This window comes from Vibrio sp. KUL78 (assembly GCF_059725505.1).
Window position 1 is genome coordinate 1908784 of sequence record NZ_AP045838.1, and the last position, 17503, is coordinate 1926286.

The window sequence follows — 17503 nt, forward strand, 5'->3', positions numbered from 1 at the left end:
AAATCGCTGGCTCTAACAATAGTTGGTAACAAAATGCGACGAATTAGAAGCGATAGCCAACAGTGAACGAGAGTGAGTCTGCATCGAAACCATCGTAGCTGCTCATGTCATAACGTAAGTCAGCATAAACACCCATTTTGCTTTGTGCTCTTACACCCATGCCCAAGAACAGGCTAGAGTCGCTTGCAGACAGACTTCCGGAACGGTCAGAAATTTTTTCATTGCCGTATGCGAGACCAATAGCACCGTATGGCTTTAGCCATAAATCACCAAGATCAAAGGTATAGCCAATATCGGTATCAATTTTGAAAGTGTTAAAATCATAATCTACGCCATACGCACCTTTGCTGTTCATGGCATAAGAGGTATTTACACCGAAGATGTTGTTGATGTCGTAACCGTATTCAAGTTTGAATCCTGTATCCATCTTCAAGTCGAAGCCGCTTTCACTCAGTGTCAGACCAGATAGACCCGCACCAATACGGTGTCCAGTGTAATTACTGTTAGCAATAGCGCCGAAAGAGAGAGAAGAAATAGCGACGGCTAGAATAACTTTTTTCATTTGATTTGCTCTTTTAATGGAGAGAATGACGGAGTCCATTCTTCTATGCCCAGCTCCTTGCGGGATGTGCGGCATTCTAAAGAGCGAGGCTTGTTGCGACTAATCACCTTTAATTAGCAAGCTCATAAGAATTACTTATCAAGCTAAGCTAAGCTAAGCCAAGCAGCGAAAGTTCCCTTCTCAGCGCAGATTCATATCGCAATTGCGAATAGGTTAGCTTGTCACTATAAGCGCTTTAATTTGCTGATTTTTATAGATTAAATTGATCTATCAAACATGCTACTAGAAGGTATGGATAACTATTTGAGATTGATATACAAATGGGTTTGCTTGATAAAGGCCAGAACTCTAACTCAGGCCAGGTAATTGATATGTTGGAGCGGAATAATGACTGACAAAAAAGAGCCAATCAGTGATGTAGAAAAGCAGCGCCAGGAGTTGATGGCGAGACTAAAAGGGGCGCAGTCGCAAATGAAATCATCAAGTTCAGACAAAGCCAGTTCATCGGGTTTTCTTGATGTCATGATCAAAAGCACGGGCACTTTTGAAAAGCAGTAGTCTAGACACGAAAACACCCAAGCATTGAGAATGCTTGGGTGTTGTTCATTTTCTTACCAAGAGTAGGTTTGAATAATGTTGTCTTTCGCCATTGGGTTATTGCGAATAGCGTCATTGACATGACCGAGAAAGAACTCTTTAGACTGCGGGAACACGCCACGCATCTGGATCATGTTATTACCGTGGTCACCCCAGTAGACGGTCTCAAAGGTCATATTCTCAAGTAAGTATTTCTCTTCTTCGAGCAACTGAAGTTGGGTTGGCATTTTGAAAGTACCATCTTTCACTTCTTGCTCTAGCTCCGTACCAGGTTGAATAGCGAGTGCCATAGGTGCGATTTGCTCTGGCTGCAGCAAGTTAAGCAGGCGAGTGGTTTCTTCGATGTGCTCACGAGAGCGATCTCGTCCGCCCAGTCCAAAGATAAACGACAGCAGAACTTCGATACCCGCTTCTTTAGCCATAGCCATACCCTCTAATGCTTGCTCTGGCGTCATGTTCTTTTTGACGCGCTCAAGCACCACAGCGTCACCAGACTCTAGACCCACATAAGCCATATCGAGCCCCGCTGCTTTGAGTGCCTTTAGGTCTTCAACAGATTTACGTCGGAAATCATTGAGAGCACTATAAAGTGATAGCTTTTTGCACTCAGGGAAGGTTTCGCGAACCTTCTTGATGACTTTTAGTAAGTAATCAGTACGCGCTGCCATTACGTTACCATCGCACAGAAAAACGGATTCAACATGTGGATAGTAACGACGGGTTTCCTCGATATCAGCGAACACATCGTCGATATCACGAACCTTAAAACGTTTATCGCGAAACATGTTACAGAAGGTGCAGTGGTTCATGCTGCAACCCAATGTGACTTGAATCAAGACACTGTTGGCTTCAATCCATGGACGATAGACTTTACCTTCAAAATTCATTCTATTTCTCTCCAGTCTTGCGACTTTCCAGTAGTAAAGGAACTCAGGTGTAGGTTCCTAATGGTGGGCAGTCTATCAGTAGGTTCTAATGTTGATAATTGAGAGAAATGAATAATCAGTTTTAAGATTTTGTTGATAATCGTGAATGGAGCATCATGACTAGCATTAATCTAGCGAGATATCAGGTGAGAATCTTTCACTTTTATTCTCAGCTCAGCTTGATAGTTTTGTTAGTACCTAAGGATAAGGTACTAACATATGGAATTTTGGATAAAAATCGAATACTTGGCGCTGCAAATCTGGGCAGTATTGGTGATCAAAGCCTTGTTGTTTAAGTAACTTCGGTTTTGTCACTCTGGGTTTATAATCACAGGATGACTATCAAAACTGGATTGATAATATGCTCCTTGAAGATTTGCAAGTGATACTAAAAGTTGCAGAGTTTCGAAGTATTACTGCAGCAGCAACCAATCTCGACATGCGAACTGCGACGGCAAGTGCGGCGGTTAAACGAGTGGAGAGCTTTCTTGGTGTTGAGTTGTTTGTGCGTACCACACGTCATCTGCGCCTCTCAGCGGCGGGCGAACGTTACCTTCCGCAATGTGAGCAAGCTTTAGCGATGCTGGCACAGGCGAAAATGAATATCAAAGATGACCTAGATGTGATTGATGGTGAAGTGAGGATTGCGCTTTCATCGGATCTTGGTCGAAACATGGTCATTAACTGGCTCGATGAGTTTATGGAAGAGTACCCAAATATTACTCTGCGCAGCAATATATCTGACAGTAATGTTGATTTCTATCGAGACTCTGTAGACATGGCGCTTCGCTATGGCGAGCCGACCGATTCGTCTATGTATGGGTTTAAGATATGCAGCGTACCTCGAGTCATGTGTGCCAGCCCAGGATATCTCAAGCAAAAAGGGTACCCCTAAAACGCTCTCGGACCTTACGAAACACAATGGCCTTTTTTTATCAACTGCACGATGTACTGCAGGATAATTGGGTGTTCAATGAAGGACAAGAAGACCATAAGTTGCGACTAAAAGGGAATCGAGCCTCTAACGACGGAGATATTGTGCGTCGTTGGTGCGTTGCGGGGCAAGGGTTGGCAATCAAGTCATGCCTAGATATGTCAGAGGATTTGTTGGCGGGAAATGTGGTTAATGTGTTGCCACAATACAAGCCTATGCCAACAGAGCTGTGGTTGATCTGCCCAAGTCGCCAGTCGATCACTCCGACCGTTAGATTACTTCGAGATCTATTCAGAGGTAAGACGCGTGCTATTTTAGAGAGTTTGGTCGATCGAGGGGTTGTTGATAAGGCCAATTTAAATTAGAAAAGGGGCGATGTGCCCCTTTTCAAAAATAGTTAGGTGTTGTTAGCCAATGTGAGTCATTTCGCTAACAGTAAAGGTGTCAACAGCACCTTCTGTCGCTGCGAGATAATCGGCAAGGTGTTGATTACCCATGTGAGCTTGCCATAGCTCGCGTGATTCCCAGTTCTCATAAAACACAAAGTGAGCTTGGTTCTCGTTGTCTTGGTGAAGGTCGTAGTTAATGCAGCCTTCTTCTGCTCTGGTGATATCAATCAGCTTGAGTAATTCTTGTTTTACCAATTCTACTTTGTCTTGTTTAGCGATGATATTTGCAACGATAGTTAGCTTAGCCATGGGGTTTTCCTCTCGATATTGCGCTTAACTGCGCTCTGTACTGTGTTGATGTGTGTATCTTAGGACAAGTTTTTATCACCAAAAACAGCATACTAATTGAAATATTATCAAAAAATATTTGATAGTAATTGATTCGGTTGAATGCAGTTCGTGTATGCCTTTACTAACCATAGAGGTGAATGAGGTTTACTGCTTGGCTTGCATTTGGATTCTGTCTCAAAAATTATTTGAGAATGTGAGCAACCTGCGTTTAGAGGTTGCTCACATGAAAGGGGGGGTTATATTTTGTCGACTAGTTTTTGTAGGAGACTAATAAGCGTTGCTTGCTCTGCGGAATCTAAGTCTTCAAGCAGTTCACGATTTACCTCAACTGGAAGATGGATCACTCTGTCTTTTAGTGCCTTACCTTCATCTGTGAGATAAATACGAAATGAACGACGACTTTCTGGGTCGGGTTTGCGCTCAACCAAACCAAGCGTTTCAAGTTTATCGAGCGTACGAGTTGTCGTTGAGCTTTCCACTTTAGACATTTGCGCGATCTCTCGCTGTGTCACCCCTTCTTTTTCCCACAAACACATTAATGTAGGCCACAAAGCTAAGGTAAGACCATTGTCTTTAAGGCGTTTGTCGAACTCTTTAGATGCGTGGTTTGCTACCACATTCAAAAGCCAGCCAAAACTTGTTTGACGATTAAACTCGCTTTCCATTTTTACTTCCATTTTCGTCGTTTGACTATCAATACAGTTACATATTTGATGTAGCAACTATTGTCATCGTAACCAAAATTGCAAAGATTAGCACTACTAGCGCTTTGATTTGACTCGATAGTACGGGTACGGATTGGTTGAAGTCCAGTGATTGATAACCTGTGATCATGGCTTTTAATAAACCTTTACCGAAGATCTTGTAGATCACAATTGCTCCTACGTGAGTCGCAATTATGATGGGGAGCAGGTCGGCAAGTAGGATATGTACTTCGTCAGAGATCTCATAGAGAGCATCTGGAATGATAAGCCCGTATGCCTCCAGTCCATCAAATAGCCCTGCTAACATCATTCCGGTCAAACACTGCACTAATAGCGTGGTTAGCATAGTGATGACCATAAGTGCGCCAAGGGGATTATGACCAATATAGGATGTGCTTTTACCCAGCGTATATCTGACGATGTTTAACGGATTACGGACAAACTGCGAAAAGCGACTCGTCTCACTACCAACCAATCCCCACAGTATTCGCCAAACAATTAATGTGAATAGCGCCAATCCAAGTTGAACATGTGGACCATTCGAAGTTATCCCTGTTGCCATTAATCCGAAGAAAATCAGTGCTTGAGCCCAGTGGTAAAGTCTTGTTGATAGGTCCCAGATCTTAATTTTTCTCATTGTGTTTTTCTCATTGTGTTTGGAAAGTGAAATTAATTTACACAACAATAGTTGCGTACGCAACTGTTGTTGTGTAAATTAAATGGCGTGAGCAATCGCACTAATCAAAAACAGAGAATCAAACGCTAGGAGGATTTATGTCGAAATCGATAACTGAACGTACAGTTGGGAACAAAGCAATGAAAACAATGATCACCTTGTTAGCCGTGTTTGGGATTACACACACGAGTCTGGCTCAAGCTCATGAAGAGATGATAGCGGCTAGGCAAAATGCTTTCTCTAACATCGAAAACCAAACGAAAGTCGTGAGTAAGCAAGTTAAAAAGTCAGACATTGATTGGCAGGCCATGCTGGCAGCAAGCGAACAGTTGACGGTTGATAGCACCATGTTATCAAACGCATTCGAGACGGGCTCCCAAGAGGGAAGTAAAGCGAAAGCGTCGGTGTGGAGTAAGCCGGAAAAATTCAATCGACTCCTAGCCGAAATGCAACAAGGCTATAAGCAAGTCGCTGAAGGTGTGGACAAACAGTCGATAGACGAAGTGAAGCGTGGTCTGAAAGTCGCAGAATCAACCTGTAAAAGCTGCCACCGAAGCTACCGTTCTCGCTGGTAATCCAAAACTTATAACAAAAAGAAAGAGAGTAAAGTCATACTCGCTCTAGCTAGTCGACGCCCACTCTGCGGCAAGTCGCTACCAACGGACAGAATTCACACTTGGGTTTGGTCAGACAAAACTGCTGGCCATGCTCAACCATGAGTCCATGATAATAAGCGTAGGTCTTAGTTTCTGGCTGTATCGCTTGTTGCATCTGATTGCGAAAGGTCTCATAGCTTTTTGGTACTTGGTGACCAAAGCGAGAAAATATCCTGCGAGCATAGGCATCAATAACAAACGAAGGCTTGCCAATCGCATAGGTAAGTATGACATCCGCAGTTTCGCCGCCGACACCGTTGATACTCAGTAACTCAGGTCTAAGCTGCTCAACAGAACATTGTCGGACTTTTTCAATTTGATACTCATAGTTTGCAAACCACTGCGTCACTGCTTTGATTTTTTTCGCCTTTTGATTGTAGTAGCCGCTAGAGCGAATTTTTTGAGCGAGCAGGGTAAGCTCCATCTCTTCGATAGCTAGTGGGGACAAGTCTTCTTGTAAATTATCCAATGCTTTTTGTGCGTTTTGCCAATTAGTGTTTTGTACCAGAATCGATCCCAGCATCACCTCATAATGGTCATCGCTTGGCCACCAATCAAACCGTCCATAATGGCTCTCCAGTGTTGAAAATAGCGCTACAATTAGACTCCGTTCATCAATTGTTAGCGTTTGAGAGCTTCTCATAGTCATGACCTAGATTAAGCGTTCGCGCAGCTGGTTTGGTGATTGACCATTCCAAGTCGTATAGGCGCGAATAAAAGAGTTACTCTCTTGGAATCCAAGCAAAAACGAAATCTCACTTACGGGTAGGTCAGACTTGGTGAGGTAGTCTTGAGCAAGGCTTTGACGCACTTCTTGCAATACATCTTGATAGCTCTGCGCTTCTGTTGACAGCTTACGTTGCAGCGTACGTTTGCTCATCGCCAGCTCGCGTGCGACAAAGTCGATGCTGCTCTGTCCTTGAGGCAAGGCGTCAAGCAAGACCGATTTCACTCGATCAGTGAGTTGTTTTTCTCCAACTATCTCATTTAACTGCTTCTGAAGTTCATTCTCAAAGCAGTTAAGCATGACTTGATTGCTCGTGAGAAAAGGGGTGTTCGCATCTTTAGCCGAGAATCGAATCCGCGTCGAGTCACCTTTGGTAATTGAGCAGCCGAAATAGGACTCATAGGCAGCGATGTCGCTAGGTAGCGCAGGCAACTCCACCTCTAGCGGCTTTACGTGCTGACGAGTGGCAAGACGTGTTAGCTGGGTAAAGAAGATAAGCTCTGACAGGTTTAAGCAGAGCGGTAGCGGCTCTTCGTATCCGTAACAGCTGATCTCTAAATCGGTAAAATCTGTGGTGCTCTTGATATCGAGTAGCATTGGGCCGATCAATGGCTTGTATTCCTGTAAGCGCTTGGCAGCAGCGTTGAGGTTTGGTGTACAGATAGCCGCGTATATTGGCACATCAAAGAACTCTAAGCTCATTACTTTTGCAAACTCTAGAGGCATCTCTTTACCGTGTGCTGCGAGATCGACGCCGCGCCACAACTGAAAGTATTGAGAAGGAGAGAGCTGGATTTTTTCTTGCGAGAACAATCCTTTGGGAAGTCCTGCGTAAGCGAGTACTTCCTCAATGTTAAGTCCAAGATCACTGAACAACAGTTTCCAGTTTGGTGGGATAACAAATTTGTTAGCTCTTCTCATCTCAATGCTTCTACCTTGTCGAATAACAGAAGTTTACCTAATAGTGAAAGGTTACTTGGCGGTTTTTTCCATCGCTTGGCGAGAGATCTTAAGTACCATCTTACGAGGAAGGAATGGAACAATCCAATTCAACATGAACTTCAATCCAGACTCATTAAAAGCAACCAGTTCGCCTTTCTCCATTGCTTGATAGCCGCACTCAGCAACCGACTTTGGCGTTTTAGCCTTATCGAAGATCTCAACACCCTGAAGGTCAGCAGCAGCCACAAAGCCGGTCGCCACGGCACCCGGACACAGAGCCGTAACCGTGATGTTGTGATTCTTCACTTCTTCCGCGACAGCTTGACTGAACGACGTCACATAAGCCTTGGTTGCGTAATAGACCGCTTGTAGGGGACCAGGCATAAATGAGGCAGTAGATGACACGTTAAGAATTTTACCTCTGTTTCGCTCGACCATCCCGGTTAGGTAAAGATGCGTCAAGTTCGTCAATGTCACCATGTTGACCTGCATCATTGCTTGTTCATCCTCAAGAGAGCGCTCGTGGAAGTTACCATGTCCACCGAAGCCCGCGTTGTTGATGAGTGTATCGATTTGTAGCCCTGCAGCCTCAGTTTGCTCGAAGAGTTGCTGCGCTGACTCAGGCTTTGAGAGATCCGAAGGAAGCACGGTTACAGTAACGTTGAACTCGTTTTCGAGTTCTTGCTTGAGCTCTTCAAGTTTAGCTTGTGAGCGCGCCACAAGAACCAAATTACCACCTTTTTGAGCATGAATTTTCGCCAGTTCTAGTCCAATGCCACTTGATGCGCCGGTAATAAGTGCTGTATTTGCCATGATGATACTCTCCGAGTGAGGTTGTAGGTACGTGTTGTTATTTGATGAGGAGAGTATAGATAATCAAATAGCGCCAAGAGACATCCGATCGTGCCAAGATGAATTCCGATCGCGCCAACTTATCAGAAAACGAACGCTTGGATACTGTTGAATGGTTAAGTGGCTAATATTACTTGATATTACTACTATGGATTTGCAATATGGTTGGAGAATCTGGTAACTGAACTCATCGGATAGCGCCATCTATCGTGCAGCAAAGTGGTGAATAGGGACGAACAGGTTTGAAAATACTCTTAATGACAATAGGCTCTCGCGGTGATGTTGAGCCATACATCGCGCTTGGCAAGGCGCTAACGCAAAGAGGCCACTATATTGATCTTTGCGCGGCGCAGCGTTTTAAAGGCTTAGTTGAGGCGCACGGGCTTTCTCATAAACCACTTTCCGATGACTTATTCAAGCTGGTGGAAGGAGGGACGTTTGAGAAGATGGGGAGTCTTGTGAGTGGTGTTAAAACTGCGCTGCGTTTGATGAAATTAGCAAAACCTATCAATCGCCAATTGATAGTCGATAGTATTCAAGCCGGTCTTGAATCAGAGCCAGAACTTGTCATCTATCACCCCAAGTGCCTAGCTGCGGTCTCGATTGCCGAGAAGTTTGGCGTACCGGCTGTCGTGTTAGCGCTTCAACCTATGATAGTGAAGACGCGCTCGTTTCCTCCAGCAGGCATACCAAACCTAGGGCCAATAATAAATCGCCTTAGCTACCACTTAATTAATCTTGGTTATCGTCAATATCTTTCAGACCTAAATGCCCAAAGAGAGGCGTTATTGGACCTACCGCCATTAGAAAAAGACAAAGGGATACTCAGCCACAGTGATGGTCGACCTGTCTCTGTCTTGCATGCGTTTAGCGAGCACCTTGTACCTCGTCCCCTTGATTGGCCCAATCACAGTGCGATAACAGGCTACTGCCAACTCACCGCTGATAATGAAACATACCAACCACCTCAATCCCTGACTGATTTTTTGGCCATTGACAAGCCGACTGTTTATATTGGTTTTGGAAGTATGTCTGGGAAGGATCCTGAACGGACGACCCAGATTATCATTGAAGCGGTGCAAAAAGCGGGTGTACGAGCGATAATCGCGACAGGTTGGGGAGGGCTAAAAGCTGGCAGTTTGCCAAGCAACATTCTCAATGTGGACTCGGTAGCCCATAGTTGGTTATTCCCACAAGTCACAGCTGTGGTACACCATGGTGGGGCGGGAACCACCGCTGCTGGTCTAATGGCTGGTAAACCGACGCTTATTTGCCCATTCTTTGCTGATCAACCTTTTTGGGGGGCTGAAGTGGCTCGTAAAGAGCTTGGCCCCACGCCAATCAAACAAAGTGCACTCACCGCCGATAAACTTGCCTGCGCACTCCGTCAATTAGTTGAAGATGAGCGCTTTAAAGAGAATGCACAACTGCTATCGATTGCATTGCGCAGTGAAAATGGTGCGGACAACGCAATCGAATGGATGAAACAAGAGGGCGTCATTAGCGTTTAGCGATGAGCCACTCCTCCAGGCATCTCTTTGCCTCTGATTGTCGTGTCTTCGGGTGCAATAGGTAATACCCGTTGCCAGACTTGACGGTATTTGGACTGAGTTGGGCTAATCGACCGATTGCAAGGTCCTGTTGTGCGAGGGTCGTATCACCAATTGCAATACCAAAACCCTGTAAAGCCGCGTTCATGGCTTGATCAAGCGTAGCGAAGTGTTGGTTGTTGTGGCTGCTCAGCCCACGGTGACCCGTTTGTTCAAGCCATAGTTTCCAGTCACTCTGCTGAGGGTTGGCATGAAGCCAAGTGTAGTCTTTGAGTGCTTCGACTGGTTGTTGATTTAGCTCTATCGCCGGAATTTTGTCGGGGCGACAGATTGGCGCGAGTGTTTCTTCAAACAAACATTGGCTATGAAGCCGATGATTCGTATTTTCCTTTCCATAAACGATGACCATATCAAACGAATCAAAGTTAGGCTCTAGGGCGTGCTTGATCGTTGATGTCAGCTCTACATCAATATCAGGATACTGTTGCTGAAAGTCCATCAATCTTGGTAGTAGCCATGATGTGATGCAACTTGGGGCATTTAGCCTGATCTTCGACCCTCCTCCAGAGACCTTTTCTAGTGCTGAATGAAGTTGATTGAGCGACTCTTCAATAAGAGGTGAAAGTTGCTCACCTTTTGGCGTAAGCGATAGTCCTCTTGCATGGCGATAGAAGAGTTCTGTACCTAAATGCTGTTCCAACGATTGAATCTGTCGACTAATCGCCCCTTGTGTCAGGTTGAGCTCACTTGCTGCATGGGTGAAGTTGAGATGAGAGGCGGTAGCAAGAAACGCCTGCATTGATTTGATGGAGGGCAACGTTTTTTTCATTTAATTAAGCCATGCAATAAATTCATGGCTAGTATGTGTATATTTCGTTTCTTAAATCAAGCGTCATTTGATTAAATAGCCCAATAAAGTGAATTGAAAGTCAAATATTGCAGTTAATAGTGCAATTGTAAGCTGATTTGACTTATAACTATAAAACGGAAAAGCAGTACTTTGAGTGAGTTTATCGCAGGGCTTGTGCCTCAAGCCGTAAAAAAATTAATACCTTACCAGTCAGCAAGGCGTATCGGAGGAAGTGGTCGTGTTTGGCTAAATGCCAATGAACTTGAACACCCAGTGCAAAACGATAGTGCTGATATGGAGTTGAATCGCTATCCAGACTTTCTACCTCAGGATATAGCGAAAGCGTACCAGCGCTATGCACGCACCTCTGCCGATGTCGTCGCTGTACGCGGTGCCGATGAAGCGATAGATCTGTTGATCAGAACCTTTTGTCAGCCAGGAAAGGACAGTATTGTCATCTGTTCTCCAACTTATGCTATGTACGAGTTTTGTGCTGAGTCTCTTGCAATTGAAGTGCGGGATGTACCTCTTAAGCCATGCTTTAACTTGGATGTAGACAAGGTGGTCGAGGAAGCGAAGCATGCCAACATGGTCTTTTTGTGCTCACCGAACAATCCGACCGGCAATGTGATTCCACGTGGAGATATCATCTCAGTACTTGAAGGGACAAAACAGTCTTCACTAGTTGTGGTTGATGAGGCGTACATAGAATTTGAGTTGGGGGCTTCAACAGCGGATCTGATAGAGCAGTTCCCACATTTGGTCGTCATTCGTACATTGTCGAAAGCGTTCGGATTAGCGGCGGTTCGCTGTGGCTTTATTGTCGCAAGTGGTGCGGTGATGGAGTATGTAAACAAGCTCATTCCACCTTATCCAATGCCGGATTGTTCTTCCAAGATTGTCCTCAAATCGCTTTCTGCGTGGGGACTTGAACAGGTCAAACAGGTCACTGAGGAGCTTATCGCAACGCGTGATTGGTTCAGTCTAGAACTGGCGAAACTCGATATTGTGTCTGAAGTGTATCCGTCATCAACCAATTTTGTTCTGGTGAAGGCGCGCGCGGGCGTTGATTTGTTTGATGTGATGAAAAATAAAGGCATCGTCACTCGAAACCAGACTCACGAACCTGCTTTGCAGCAGTGTGTAAGAATTACCATTGGCTCTAAAGCAAGCATGCTTGAAGTCATTGACGTATTAACAACCTATTCAGAAGAGCAGTGTGTAGAGCTGTCATAAAAGGGATTTACCAATGAAGAAAATTATTACTAGCATCGTTTGCATATCAGCACTATTCATGGGCTCGGTACAGGCTAAAGAGGTCAGGCTGGCTTCAGATTTTACCTATCCACCTTTTAACTATAAAGACAGCCAAGGAACGCCAGTAGGGTTCGATATTGAGATCGCCGACGCCTTGTGTGCTCAAGCTGAGCTTGATTGTGTTTGGGTCACGCAGAGCTGGGACTCTTTGATCCCGAGTCTGCTATCTCGTAAGTCTGACGTGATTATGGCATCCATGCGAATCACAGAAGAGCGTAAGAAGAGAGTGTTATTTACCAACAAGTACTATCAAACACCTGCTCGCTTTGTCGCCGCAAAAAGCGCGACTTTTGAAATGGATAAAGAAGGTCTGAAAGGGAAGACGATTGGTGTCCAACAAGGCACTATCCATGATACTTATGTGACCGACCACTTTGGCTCTATCGCGACAATCAAACGTTATAACGGTCAGGATGAGGTTTACCTTGATCTTCAGAATGGTCGCTTAGATGTAACATTCGGGAACTCTGATCAATTGGCTCTGGCACTATTAGATAAGCCTGAAGGTGCTAATTTCGAATTTAAAGGTAAGGCAGTGACTGATAAAGCTTACATTGGTGAAGGAACGGCGCTGGCGTTAAGACTGCAAGACAAGAAACTCGCCGCTCAATTCAACCGAGCCATTAAAGATATCCGTAGTAACGGAACCTATGACAAGATTGCGGCAAAGTACTTCAATTTTGATATTTATGGTGCGGAATAAGCGCGCACTAAAAAGGAGAGCGATAAGCTCTCCTTTTTCATATATGAAGTAACCTTAACCGCAGCTTGATTAAGGGCGTTCGCCTGCGACTAAACGCTCTTCAATATCAGCAATCACTTCGGGCAGATCGGCAATAGTATCAATCAAGTAGTGCGGGGCTGCTTTACCCAGTTTAACACGAGCACGTTCGCGTGCTGCGTCGAGAGTTTCTGCATCAGCGGCTTGATATTCTTCAAACGTTAGTCCGGCCTCGTTACCCGATAGCAATAGACCCACAGTCCACATTCCTGCGTTGTGACCCTCTTCGATACCAGGAGCCGCATCATCAACTTTGACGCACGCGCCGACGCTTGTAACACTCAGTTCAATGGCATTTTTCAGTGCCATGAATGGTGCCGGGCGACCGCCTTGTGGCAGATCGTCTGTCGCTACTACGTAATCAGGTTGGTAGCCGTAATCGGCCGCAACAGGAACAAGAACGTCCATGACTTCACGCGGATAACCTGAACATGAGCCGATTTTAATGCCTTTCTGTTTTAGGTTATTCACGACCTCGACAGCATTTAGAATTGGCGCTGCGTGATCTGCGACTTTCGCTTTCTGCAGAGGCATAAATGCCGCGTAAATGGCATCAATGTCCGCATCGTCCATCTCTTTGCCAAACTGAGCTACCCAACGTGCTTTCACGGCTGGGATCTGACCAACGGCTTTGATGTGGTCCCATTTACCGATACCCATTGGTTCACGGGCTTCTTCTAATGAAATGTCGAAGTCGAAGCCTTGCTTAAACGCAGAGACAAAGATGCTCGTCGGTGCGAATGAACCAAAGTCAACAATGGTGCCAGCCCAGTCAAAAACAACAGCTTGGATAGGGGATGGTTGAGTCATAGTGGTATTCCTTATTTTCTAACTTATTGTTTAGTGACAAACATGAGCAATGGCGTGCTCAAAGATATCGAGAGCTTTGGTGAGCTCTTCTCGGGTGATAATTAAAGGTGGACTTAGCTGAATGACGTTTCCTTGGGAAACCTTAAAGCTCAGTCCTTGATTCAAGCACTGGTATAACACCTGCTCCGCTTCATCGTAAGCACGCTCTTTGGTGATATGGTTTGTCACCAACTCAACACCCCACAACAAGCCAATACCGCGCACATCACCAATGATTGAGTATTTGTCTTTCATCTGTTGCAGACGCGCTCTCACAAACTCGCTGTCTTCACGTGTTTTTTCGAGTAGCTTTTCTTGTTCGATGGTTTCCATCGTTGCCAGCGCAGCTGCGCACCCTAGAGCGCTTTTTTCGTGGGTATAGTGACCGAGCGAGATCTCGGCAGCAGTGTTGTACTTGTCTTTAGTAACCATGGCAGCGATAGGGACTAAGCCACCACCGAAACCTTTACCGATACATAAAATATCTGGCTCAATGTCGAATGCTTGATAGGTGAACCATTCGCCGCTTCGCCCCATGCCATTGGGAATGTCATCGATGATCAGCATGACGTTGTGTTTGTCGCAGATTTCACGAATGCGCTGCCAGTAGGCTTTACTTGGTACCTGGACATCGGTATTGCGAACGCCTTCTGCGATAAATGCGCCGATACCGCCCTCTTTTTCAATGACATACTCTAGGTAGTCGGCGTAGTGGACGTCGCTACCGTCTTGAGAAGGGAACGCGCCTCGGTATGAAACTGCTGGTGGTATGCGTTCGACACCTGCCATTAGAGGTCCCATACCTTCGCGGAAGCACGCTTCGCCCCCGACAGAAATCGCGTCAAGAGAAGCGCCGTGGAATGAATCCCAGAGTGAAACAACCTTGTAATTGCCAGTGATGTAGCGAGCAAGCTTAAGCGCCATTCCTACGACGGATGTACCGCCTGGCGCAAACAAAACTCGGTTTAAATCACCACCGCAGATTTCAGTCAGTTTTTCAGCGCATTGCACTGCTGTTTCATTGGTAAAACGGCGTGGCGAAAATGGTAATGAGTGCATCTGCTCAGTGATTCGTTTGATCACATGAGGGTGCGCATAGCCCAGTTGATGCACGTTATTACCATGAAAATCCATATAACGCTTGCCACGCGTGTCCTGAATGTAGATGCCTTCGGCGGCTTCCAGAGAATCAAGACATGGCGTAGACATAGATTGATGTAAAAATACGTCAGCATCGCGTTTAAGTAGCGTTTGTGTCGCCTCGTCTTGAATCTTGTTGTTCCATTCTTGGCGAGCAGGGGTGTTGTTCACATCCCCTTCGCTGCGAAGGTGAGTCGCTGTGCTCGACATTATGAAAGCTCCCAATACATAGCGTTTTTAATGGCACCGATTAGGCGTTCAATGTCTGCTGGGTGAACATCACCAATGTTACCTATGCGGAAACAGTCAGCATTTGAGACTTTACCTGGGTAGATAACAAAGCCTTGAGCCTTCAATCGGTCATAGAACTCTTTGAATTGATAGTCGCTATGCTCTGGTGAGTAGAACGATGTGATGATAGGTGAGTGCAGATCATCATTTAGCAAGGTACGGAAACCCAAAGAGCGCATTCCTTGTACTAAGGTTGTTTGATTGGTTTTATAGCGCTGGTGACGAGCACTAATGCCGCCTTCTAGCTCTAGTTCAATCAAGGCTTGATAGAACGCTCGTACTGTATGAGTAGGAGACGTGAAACGCCACTTACCATGGTTAGCTTGCATGCAGTGCCATTGGTCATATAGGTCAAGACTTAGTGAACGTGCGCGGCCTTTGCATTTTTCTAACTCAGACTGTTTAGCAACCACAAAACCAAAGCCTGGGACACCTTGAATACATTTGTTGGCAGAGCTGATCATAAAGTCGATGCCCAGATCGCCAATATCCATAGGAATACCACCGAAGCTCGACATCGCATCGAGAATCACGGTTTTGTCATATTCTTTTGCTAGCGTGGCGACTGCTTCAATTGGATTGAGCATGCCTGTCGTCGTTTCGCAGTGAACAATCGCGACGTGAGTGATAGAGGCATCTTGCTCTAGTGCGGTTTTTACCTGATCTAGGCTTGGTTGGCTTACCTCACCAGGGGCAACAACATGAGTAGCAATGTTTAAGTAGTCGGCAATTTGTGCGATACGCGCACCGTAGGCGCCATTATCGACCACGAGTAGTTTGTCATTCGGACCAATAGAGCTGCCAATCGTTGCTTCAACAGAAGCAGTACCGCTACCTTGCATGAGCACACTTGTATAGCCTTCGTGCTCAGTTGCTAGCTTTGTTAATTTGGCACGAATCACTTCGACGATCTCTTTGTTGTAATCGTCATCCCAAGTACACCAGTCTTTCAACATTGCCTGACGTACGGTTTCGGAAGTCGATAATGGACCGGGCGTAAGCAACAAGTATTCGTTTTTCATTTTGCGTCTCGTTTGTTTTGGACTATACCAATTGTTGTAATCACTCTAGCAACCAAATTTTGTAAACGCAAAGGGCGGAATCCAACTTTCACAAAAGTTTCATAACTGCACTTTGAGCGTTAAACTAGTCGGTAAAGTCGATTTTATTTAGTAAAACTGCCATTTTTTGTTCATTTAATCGTCATATAACAAAACTAAGGTGGGCTCTATCAACTGGTACAGACCAAATTTAACTGGAGACGAAGATGAAAAACCGTTTGATGAAGGGAACACTGGCGACACTGGTTTCTCTACTAGCCACTAATGCACTAGCAGCGACAGAAGTAACCGTGTATACCGCTTTCGAGACTGACATTCTTGCTAAATACAAGAACGCGTTTGAGAAAGAAAACCCAGACATCAAGATCAAATGGGTTCGTGATTCGACAGGTATCATGACGGCGAAACTTCTCGCGGAGAAAAACAATCCTCACGCGGAAGTTGTATGGGGTTTGGCAGGCTCATCGATGGCTCTGCTTAAGGAAGAAGGCATTCTTAAGCCATATACACCAACAGGCTTAGAAAACTTGAATGAGAGCCTTAACGATCCTCAGACGAATCAAGCTTGGTTTGGTAACGACGCGTTCTTCAATGCTATCTGTTTCAACGAAGCAGTGGCGAAACAGCTTAACCTGCCGAAACCACAGTCATGGGAAGATTTGACTAAGCCGGTTTATCAAGGTCATATCGCTATGCCAAACCCAGCGTCTTCGGGCACGGGTTACATGCAAGTATCGGCGTGGCTGCAGAACATGGGTGAAGATCAAGCTTGGAACTATATGAAAAAGCTAGATAACAACATTGCACATTACACGCACTCTGGCTCGAAGCCATGTGTTCAGGCGGGTATGGGAGAAGTCGCTATCGGCATCTCAATGGCTGTGCGCGGTGCTAAGCTCATCAACCAAGGTGCGCCACTCGCGGTTATCACGCCAAAAGGCATCGGTTGGGAGTCTGAAGCAGTCGGTTTGGTTAAAGAGTCTGATGCCGCTAAGCGAGTGGTTGACTGGTCAATCTCCAAGGCAGCAAACGAGCTCTATGTTGAGTCTTATCCAGTGGTTGCTCATAAGGCGGTAACGGGCAATGTGTCAAACTACCCAGAGGTAGAAGGTGCTATGGCTGACATGGACTTTAGCAAAATGGGTGCAGATCGCGCTGAAGTGCTAAAAACATGGTCTCAAAAATTTGACGGTAAGTCGGAGCCACGATCGTAGTCAATGATGGCTGACTGCTGCATACATCAGTTACGCATTAACTGATGATGTATTAAAGAAGGGAAGTTCTTAGGATCTTCCCTTCGTTGTTTTTAGAAAACAGAGATACCATCATCGCGAAAATTGTCGATTGC

Annotated in this window: 20 protein-coding genes; 8 read left to right on the forward strand and 12 right to left on the reverse strand. The window is 45.4% G+C overall.

The window, feature by feature from the left end; all coding sequences use genetic code 11:
- Positions 1 to 43: 43 nt before the first annotated feature.
- A complete protein-coding gene (locus tag AC6I8Y_RS24900) occupies positions 44 to 562 on the reverse strand; it encodes a porin family protein (protein WP_498022154.1) in 519 nt (172 codons plus the stop codon).
- A 387-nt stretch (positions 563 to 949) separates the two neighbouring features.
- Between AC6I8Y_RS24900 and AC6I8Y_RS24905 the strand changes: the two genes are divergently transcribed.
- Positions 950 to 1120: a hypothetical protein gene (locus AC6I8Y_RS24905; RefSeq protein WP_156110922.1), complete on the forward strand. Its 171-nt coding sequence runs from the start codon at positions 950 to 952 to the stop codon at positions 1118 to 1120.
- Between the two features lie 53 nt (positions 1121 to 1173).
- Here AC6I8Y_RS24905 and AC6I8Y_RS24910 read toward each other — a convergent pair whose 3' ends face one another.
- Complete coding sequence (locus tag AC6I8Y_RS24910) at positions 1174 to 2046, reverse strand: B12-binding domain-containing radical SAM protein (RefSeq protein WP_498022155.1); 873 nt, start codon at positions 2044 to 2046, stop codon at positions 1174 to 1176.
- A gap of 400 nt (positions 2047 to 2446) precedes the next feature.
- Between AC6I8Y_RS24910 and AC6I8Y_RS24915 the strand changes: the two genes are divergently transcribed.
- Both AC6I8Y_RS24915 and AC6I8Y_RS24920 read left to right on the forward strand, forming a co-directional pair.
- Positions 2447 to 2980, forward strand: a complete 534-nt coding sequence (locus AC6I8Y_RS24915; protein ID WP_498022156.1) for a LysR family transcriptional regulator — start codon at positions 2447 to 2449, stop codon at positions 2978 to 2980.
- Positions 2917 to 3384: a LysR substrate-binding domain-containing protein gene (locus AC6I8Y_RS24920; RefSeq protein ID WP_498022157.1), complete on the forward strand. Its 468-nt coding sequence runs from the start codon at positions 2917 to 2919 to the stop codon at positions 3382 to 3384. Before AC6I8Y_RS24915 ends, AC6I8Y_RS24920 begins: the two co-directional genes overlap by 64 nt.
- Positions 3385 to 3426: 42 nt before the next feature.
- Here AC6I8Y_RS24920 and AC6I8Y_RS24925 read toward each other — a convergent pair whose 3' ends face one another.
- The 3 genes from AC6I8Y_RS24925 to AC6I8Y_RS24935 all read right to left on the reverse strand — a co-directional run bounded on the left by AC6I8Y_RS24925 (position 3427) and on the right by AC6I8Y_RS24935 (position 5091).
- On the reverse strand, positions 3427 to 3717 hold the full coding sequence (locus AC6I8Y_RS24925; RefSeq protein ID WP_498022158.1) for a putative quinol monooxygenase: 291 nt from the start codon (positions 3715 to 3717) through the stop codon (positions 3427 to 3429).
- Between the two features lie 278 nt (positions 3718 to 3995).
- Complete coding sequence (locus AC6I8Y_RS24930) at positions 3996 to 4424, reverse strand: MarR family winged helix-turn-helix transcriptional regulator (RefSeq protein ID WP_498022159.1); 429 nt, start codon at positions 4422 to 4424, stop codon at positions 3996 to 3998.
- 37 nt (positions 4425 to 4461) lie between these two features.
- Positions 4462 to 5091: a cytochrome b/b6 domain-containing protein gene (locus AC6I8Y_RS24935; RefSeq protein ID WP_498023118.1), complete on the reverse strand. Its 630-nt coding sequence runs from the start codon at positions 5089 to 5091 to the stop codon at positions 4462 to 4464.
- 146 nt (positions 5092 to 5237) lie between these two features.
- Between AC6I8Y_RS24935 and AC6I8Y_RS24940 the strand changes: the two genes are divergently transcribed.
- On the forward strand, positions 5238 to 5714 hold the full coding sequence (locus AC6I8Y_RS24940) for a c-type cytochrome (protein WP_498022161.1): 477 nt from the start codon (positions 5238 to 5240) through the stop codon (positions 5712 to 5714).
- 49 nt (positions 5715 to 5763) lie between these two features.
- On the opposite strand, the gene AC6I8Y_RS24945 is transcribed toward AC6I8Y_RS24940, so the two are convergent.
- The 3 genes from AC6I8Y_RS24945 to AC6I8Y_RS24955 are packed head-to-tail and all read right to left on the reverse strand — an operon-like array spanning position 5764 to position 8277.
- A complete protein-coding gene (locus AC6I8Y_RS24945) occupies positions 5764 to 6438 on the reverse strand; it encodes an endonuclease III domain-containing protein (protein WP_498022162.1) in 675 nt (224 codons plus the stop codon).
- Positions 6439 to 6447: 9 nt separating this feature from the next.
- On the reverse strand, positions 6448 to 7443 hold the full coding sequence (locus tag AC6I8Y_RS24950) for an AraC family transcriptional regulator (RefSeq protein WP_498022163.1): 996 nt from the start codon (positions 7441 to 7443) through the stop codon (positions 6448 to 6450).
- A gap of 51 nt (positions 7444 to 7494) precedes the next feature.
- Positions 7495 to 8277: an SDR family NAD(P)-dependent oxidoreductase gene (locus AC6I8Y_RS24955; RefSeq protein WP_394150181.1), complete on the reverse strand. Its 783-nt coding sequence runs from the start codon at positions 8275 to 8277 to the stop codon at positions 7495 to 7497.
- A gap of 281 nt (positions 8278 to 8558) precedes the next feature.
- On the opposite strand from AC6I8Y_RS24955, the gene AC6I8Y_RS24960 reads away from it, so the two are divergent.
- On the forward strand, positions 8559 to 9827 hold the full coding sequence (locus AC6I8Y_RS24960; RefSeq protein WP_498022164.1) for a glycosyltransferase: 1269 nt from the start codon (positions 8559 to 8561) through the stop codon (positions 9825 to 9827).
- Here AC6I8Y_RS24960 and AC6I8Y_RS24965 read toward each other — a convergent pair.
- Entirely contained in the window at positions 9817 to 10695 is an 879-nt protein-coding gene (locus tag AC6I8Y_RS24965; protein WP_498022165.1) for a LysR substrate-binding domain-containing protein, read from the reverse strand. The genes AC6I8Y_RS24960 and AC6I8Y_RS24965 overlap by 11 nt on opposite strands.
- A gap of 171 nt (positions 10696 to 10866) precedes the next feature.
- Here AC6I8Y_RS24965 and hisC point away from each other — a divergent pair, with 171 nt between their 5' ends.
- Entirely contained in the window at positions 10867 to 11952 is a 1086-nt protein-coding gene (gene hisC / locus AC6I8Y_RS24970; RefSeq protein WP_498022166.1) for a histidinol-phosphate transaminase, read from the forward strand.
- Positions 11953 to 11965: 13 nt separating this feature from the next.
- Positions 11966 to 12736, forward strand: coding sequence for an ABC transporter substrate-binding protein (locus AC6I8Y_RS24975; RefSeq protein WP_498022167.1), 771 nt, complete (start codon positions 11966 to 11968; stop codon positions 12734 to 12736).
- A gap of 69 nt (positions 12737 to 12805) precedes the next feature.
- Here the strand turns inward: AC6I8Y_RS24975 and phnX are convergent, their stop codons facing one another.
- Genes phnX through phnW form a run of 3 tightly spaced genes read right to left on the reverse strand, consistent with a single transcriptional unit; the run spans position 12806 to position 16116 of the window.
- A complete protein-coding gene (gene phnX / locus AC6I8Y_RS24980; protein WP_394150188.1) occupies positions 12806 to 13624 on the reverse strand; it encodes a phosphonoacetaldehyde hydrolase in 819 nt (272 codons plus the stop codon).
- A gap of 30 nt (positions 13625 to 13654) precedes the next feature.
- The gene (locus AC6I8Y_RS24985) at positions 13655 to 15013 is read right to left on the reverse strand and encodes an aspartate aminotransferase family protein (RefSeq protein ID WP_498022168.1); all 1359 of its coding nucleotides are present in this window, start codon (positions 15011 to 15013) and stop codon (positions 13655 to 13657) included.
- Positions 15013 to 16116 carry a 2-aminoethylphosphonate--pyruvate transaminase gene (gene phnW / locus AC6I8Y_RS24990; RefSeq protein ID WP_498022169.1) on the reverse strand — a complete coding sequence of 368 codons (1104 nt, stop codon included), beginning with the start codon at positions 16114 to 16116 and terminating at the stop codon, positions 15013 to 15015. Before phnW ends, AC6I8Y_RS24985 begins: the two co-directional genes overlap by 1 nt.
- Before the next feature lie 245 nt (positions 16117 to 16361).
- On the opposite strand from phnW, the gene AC6I8Y_RS24995 reads away from it, so the two are divergent.
- A complete protein-coding gene (locus AC6I8Y_RS24995) occupies positions 16362 to 17369 on the forward strand; it encodes a putative 2-aminoethylphosphonate ABC transporter substrate-binding protein (RefSeq protein WP_498022170.1) in 1008 nt (335 codons plus the stop codon).
- Positions 17370 to 17503 lie beyond the last annotated feature (134 nt).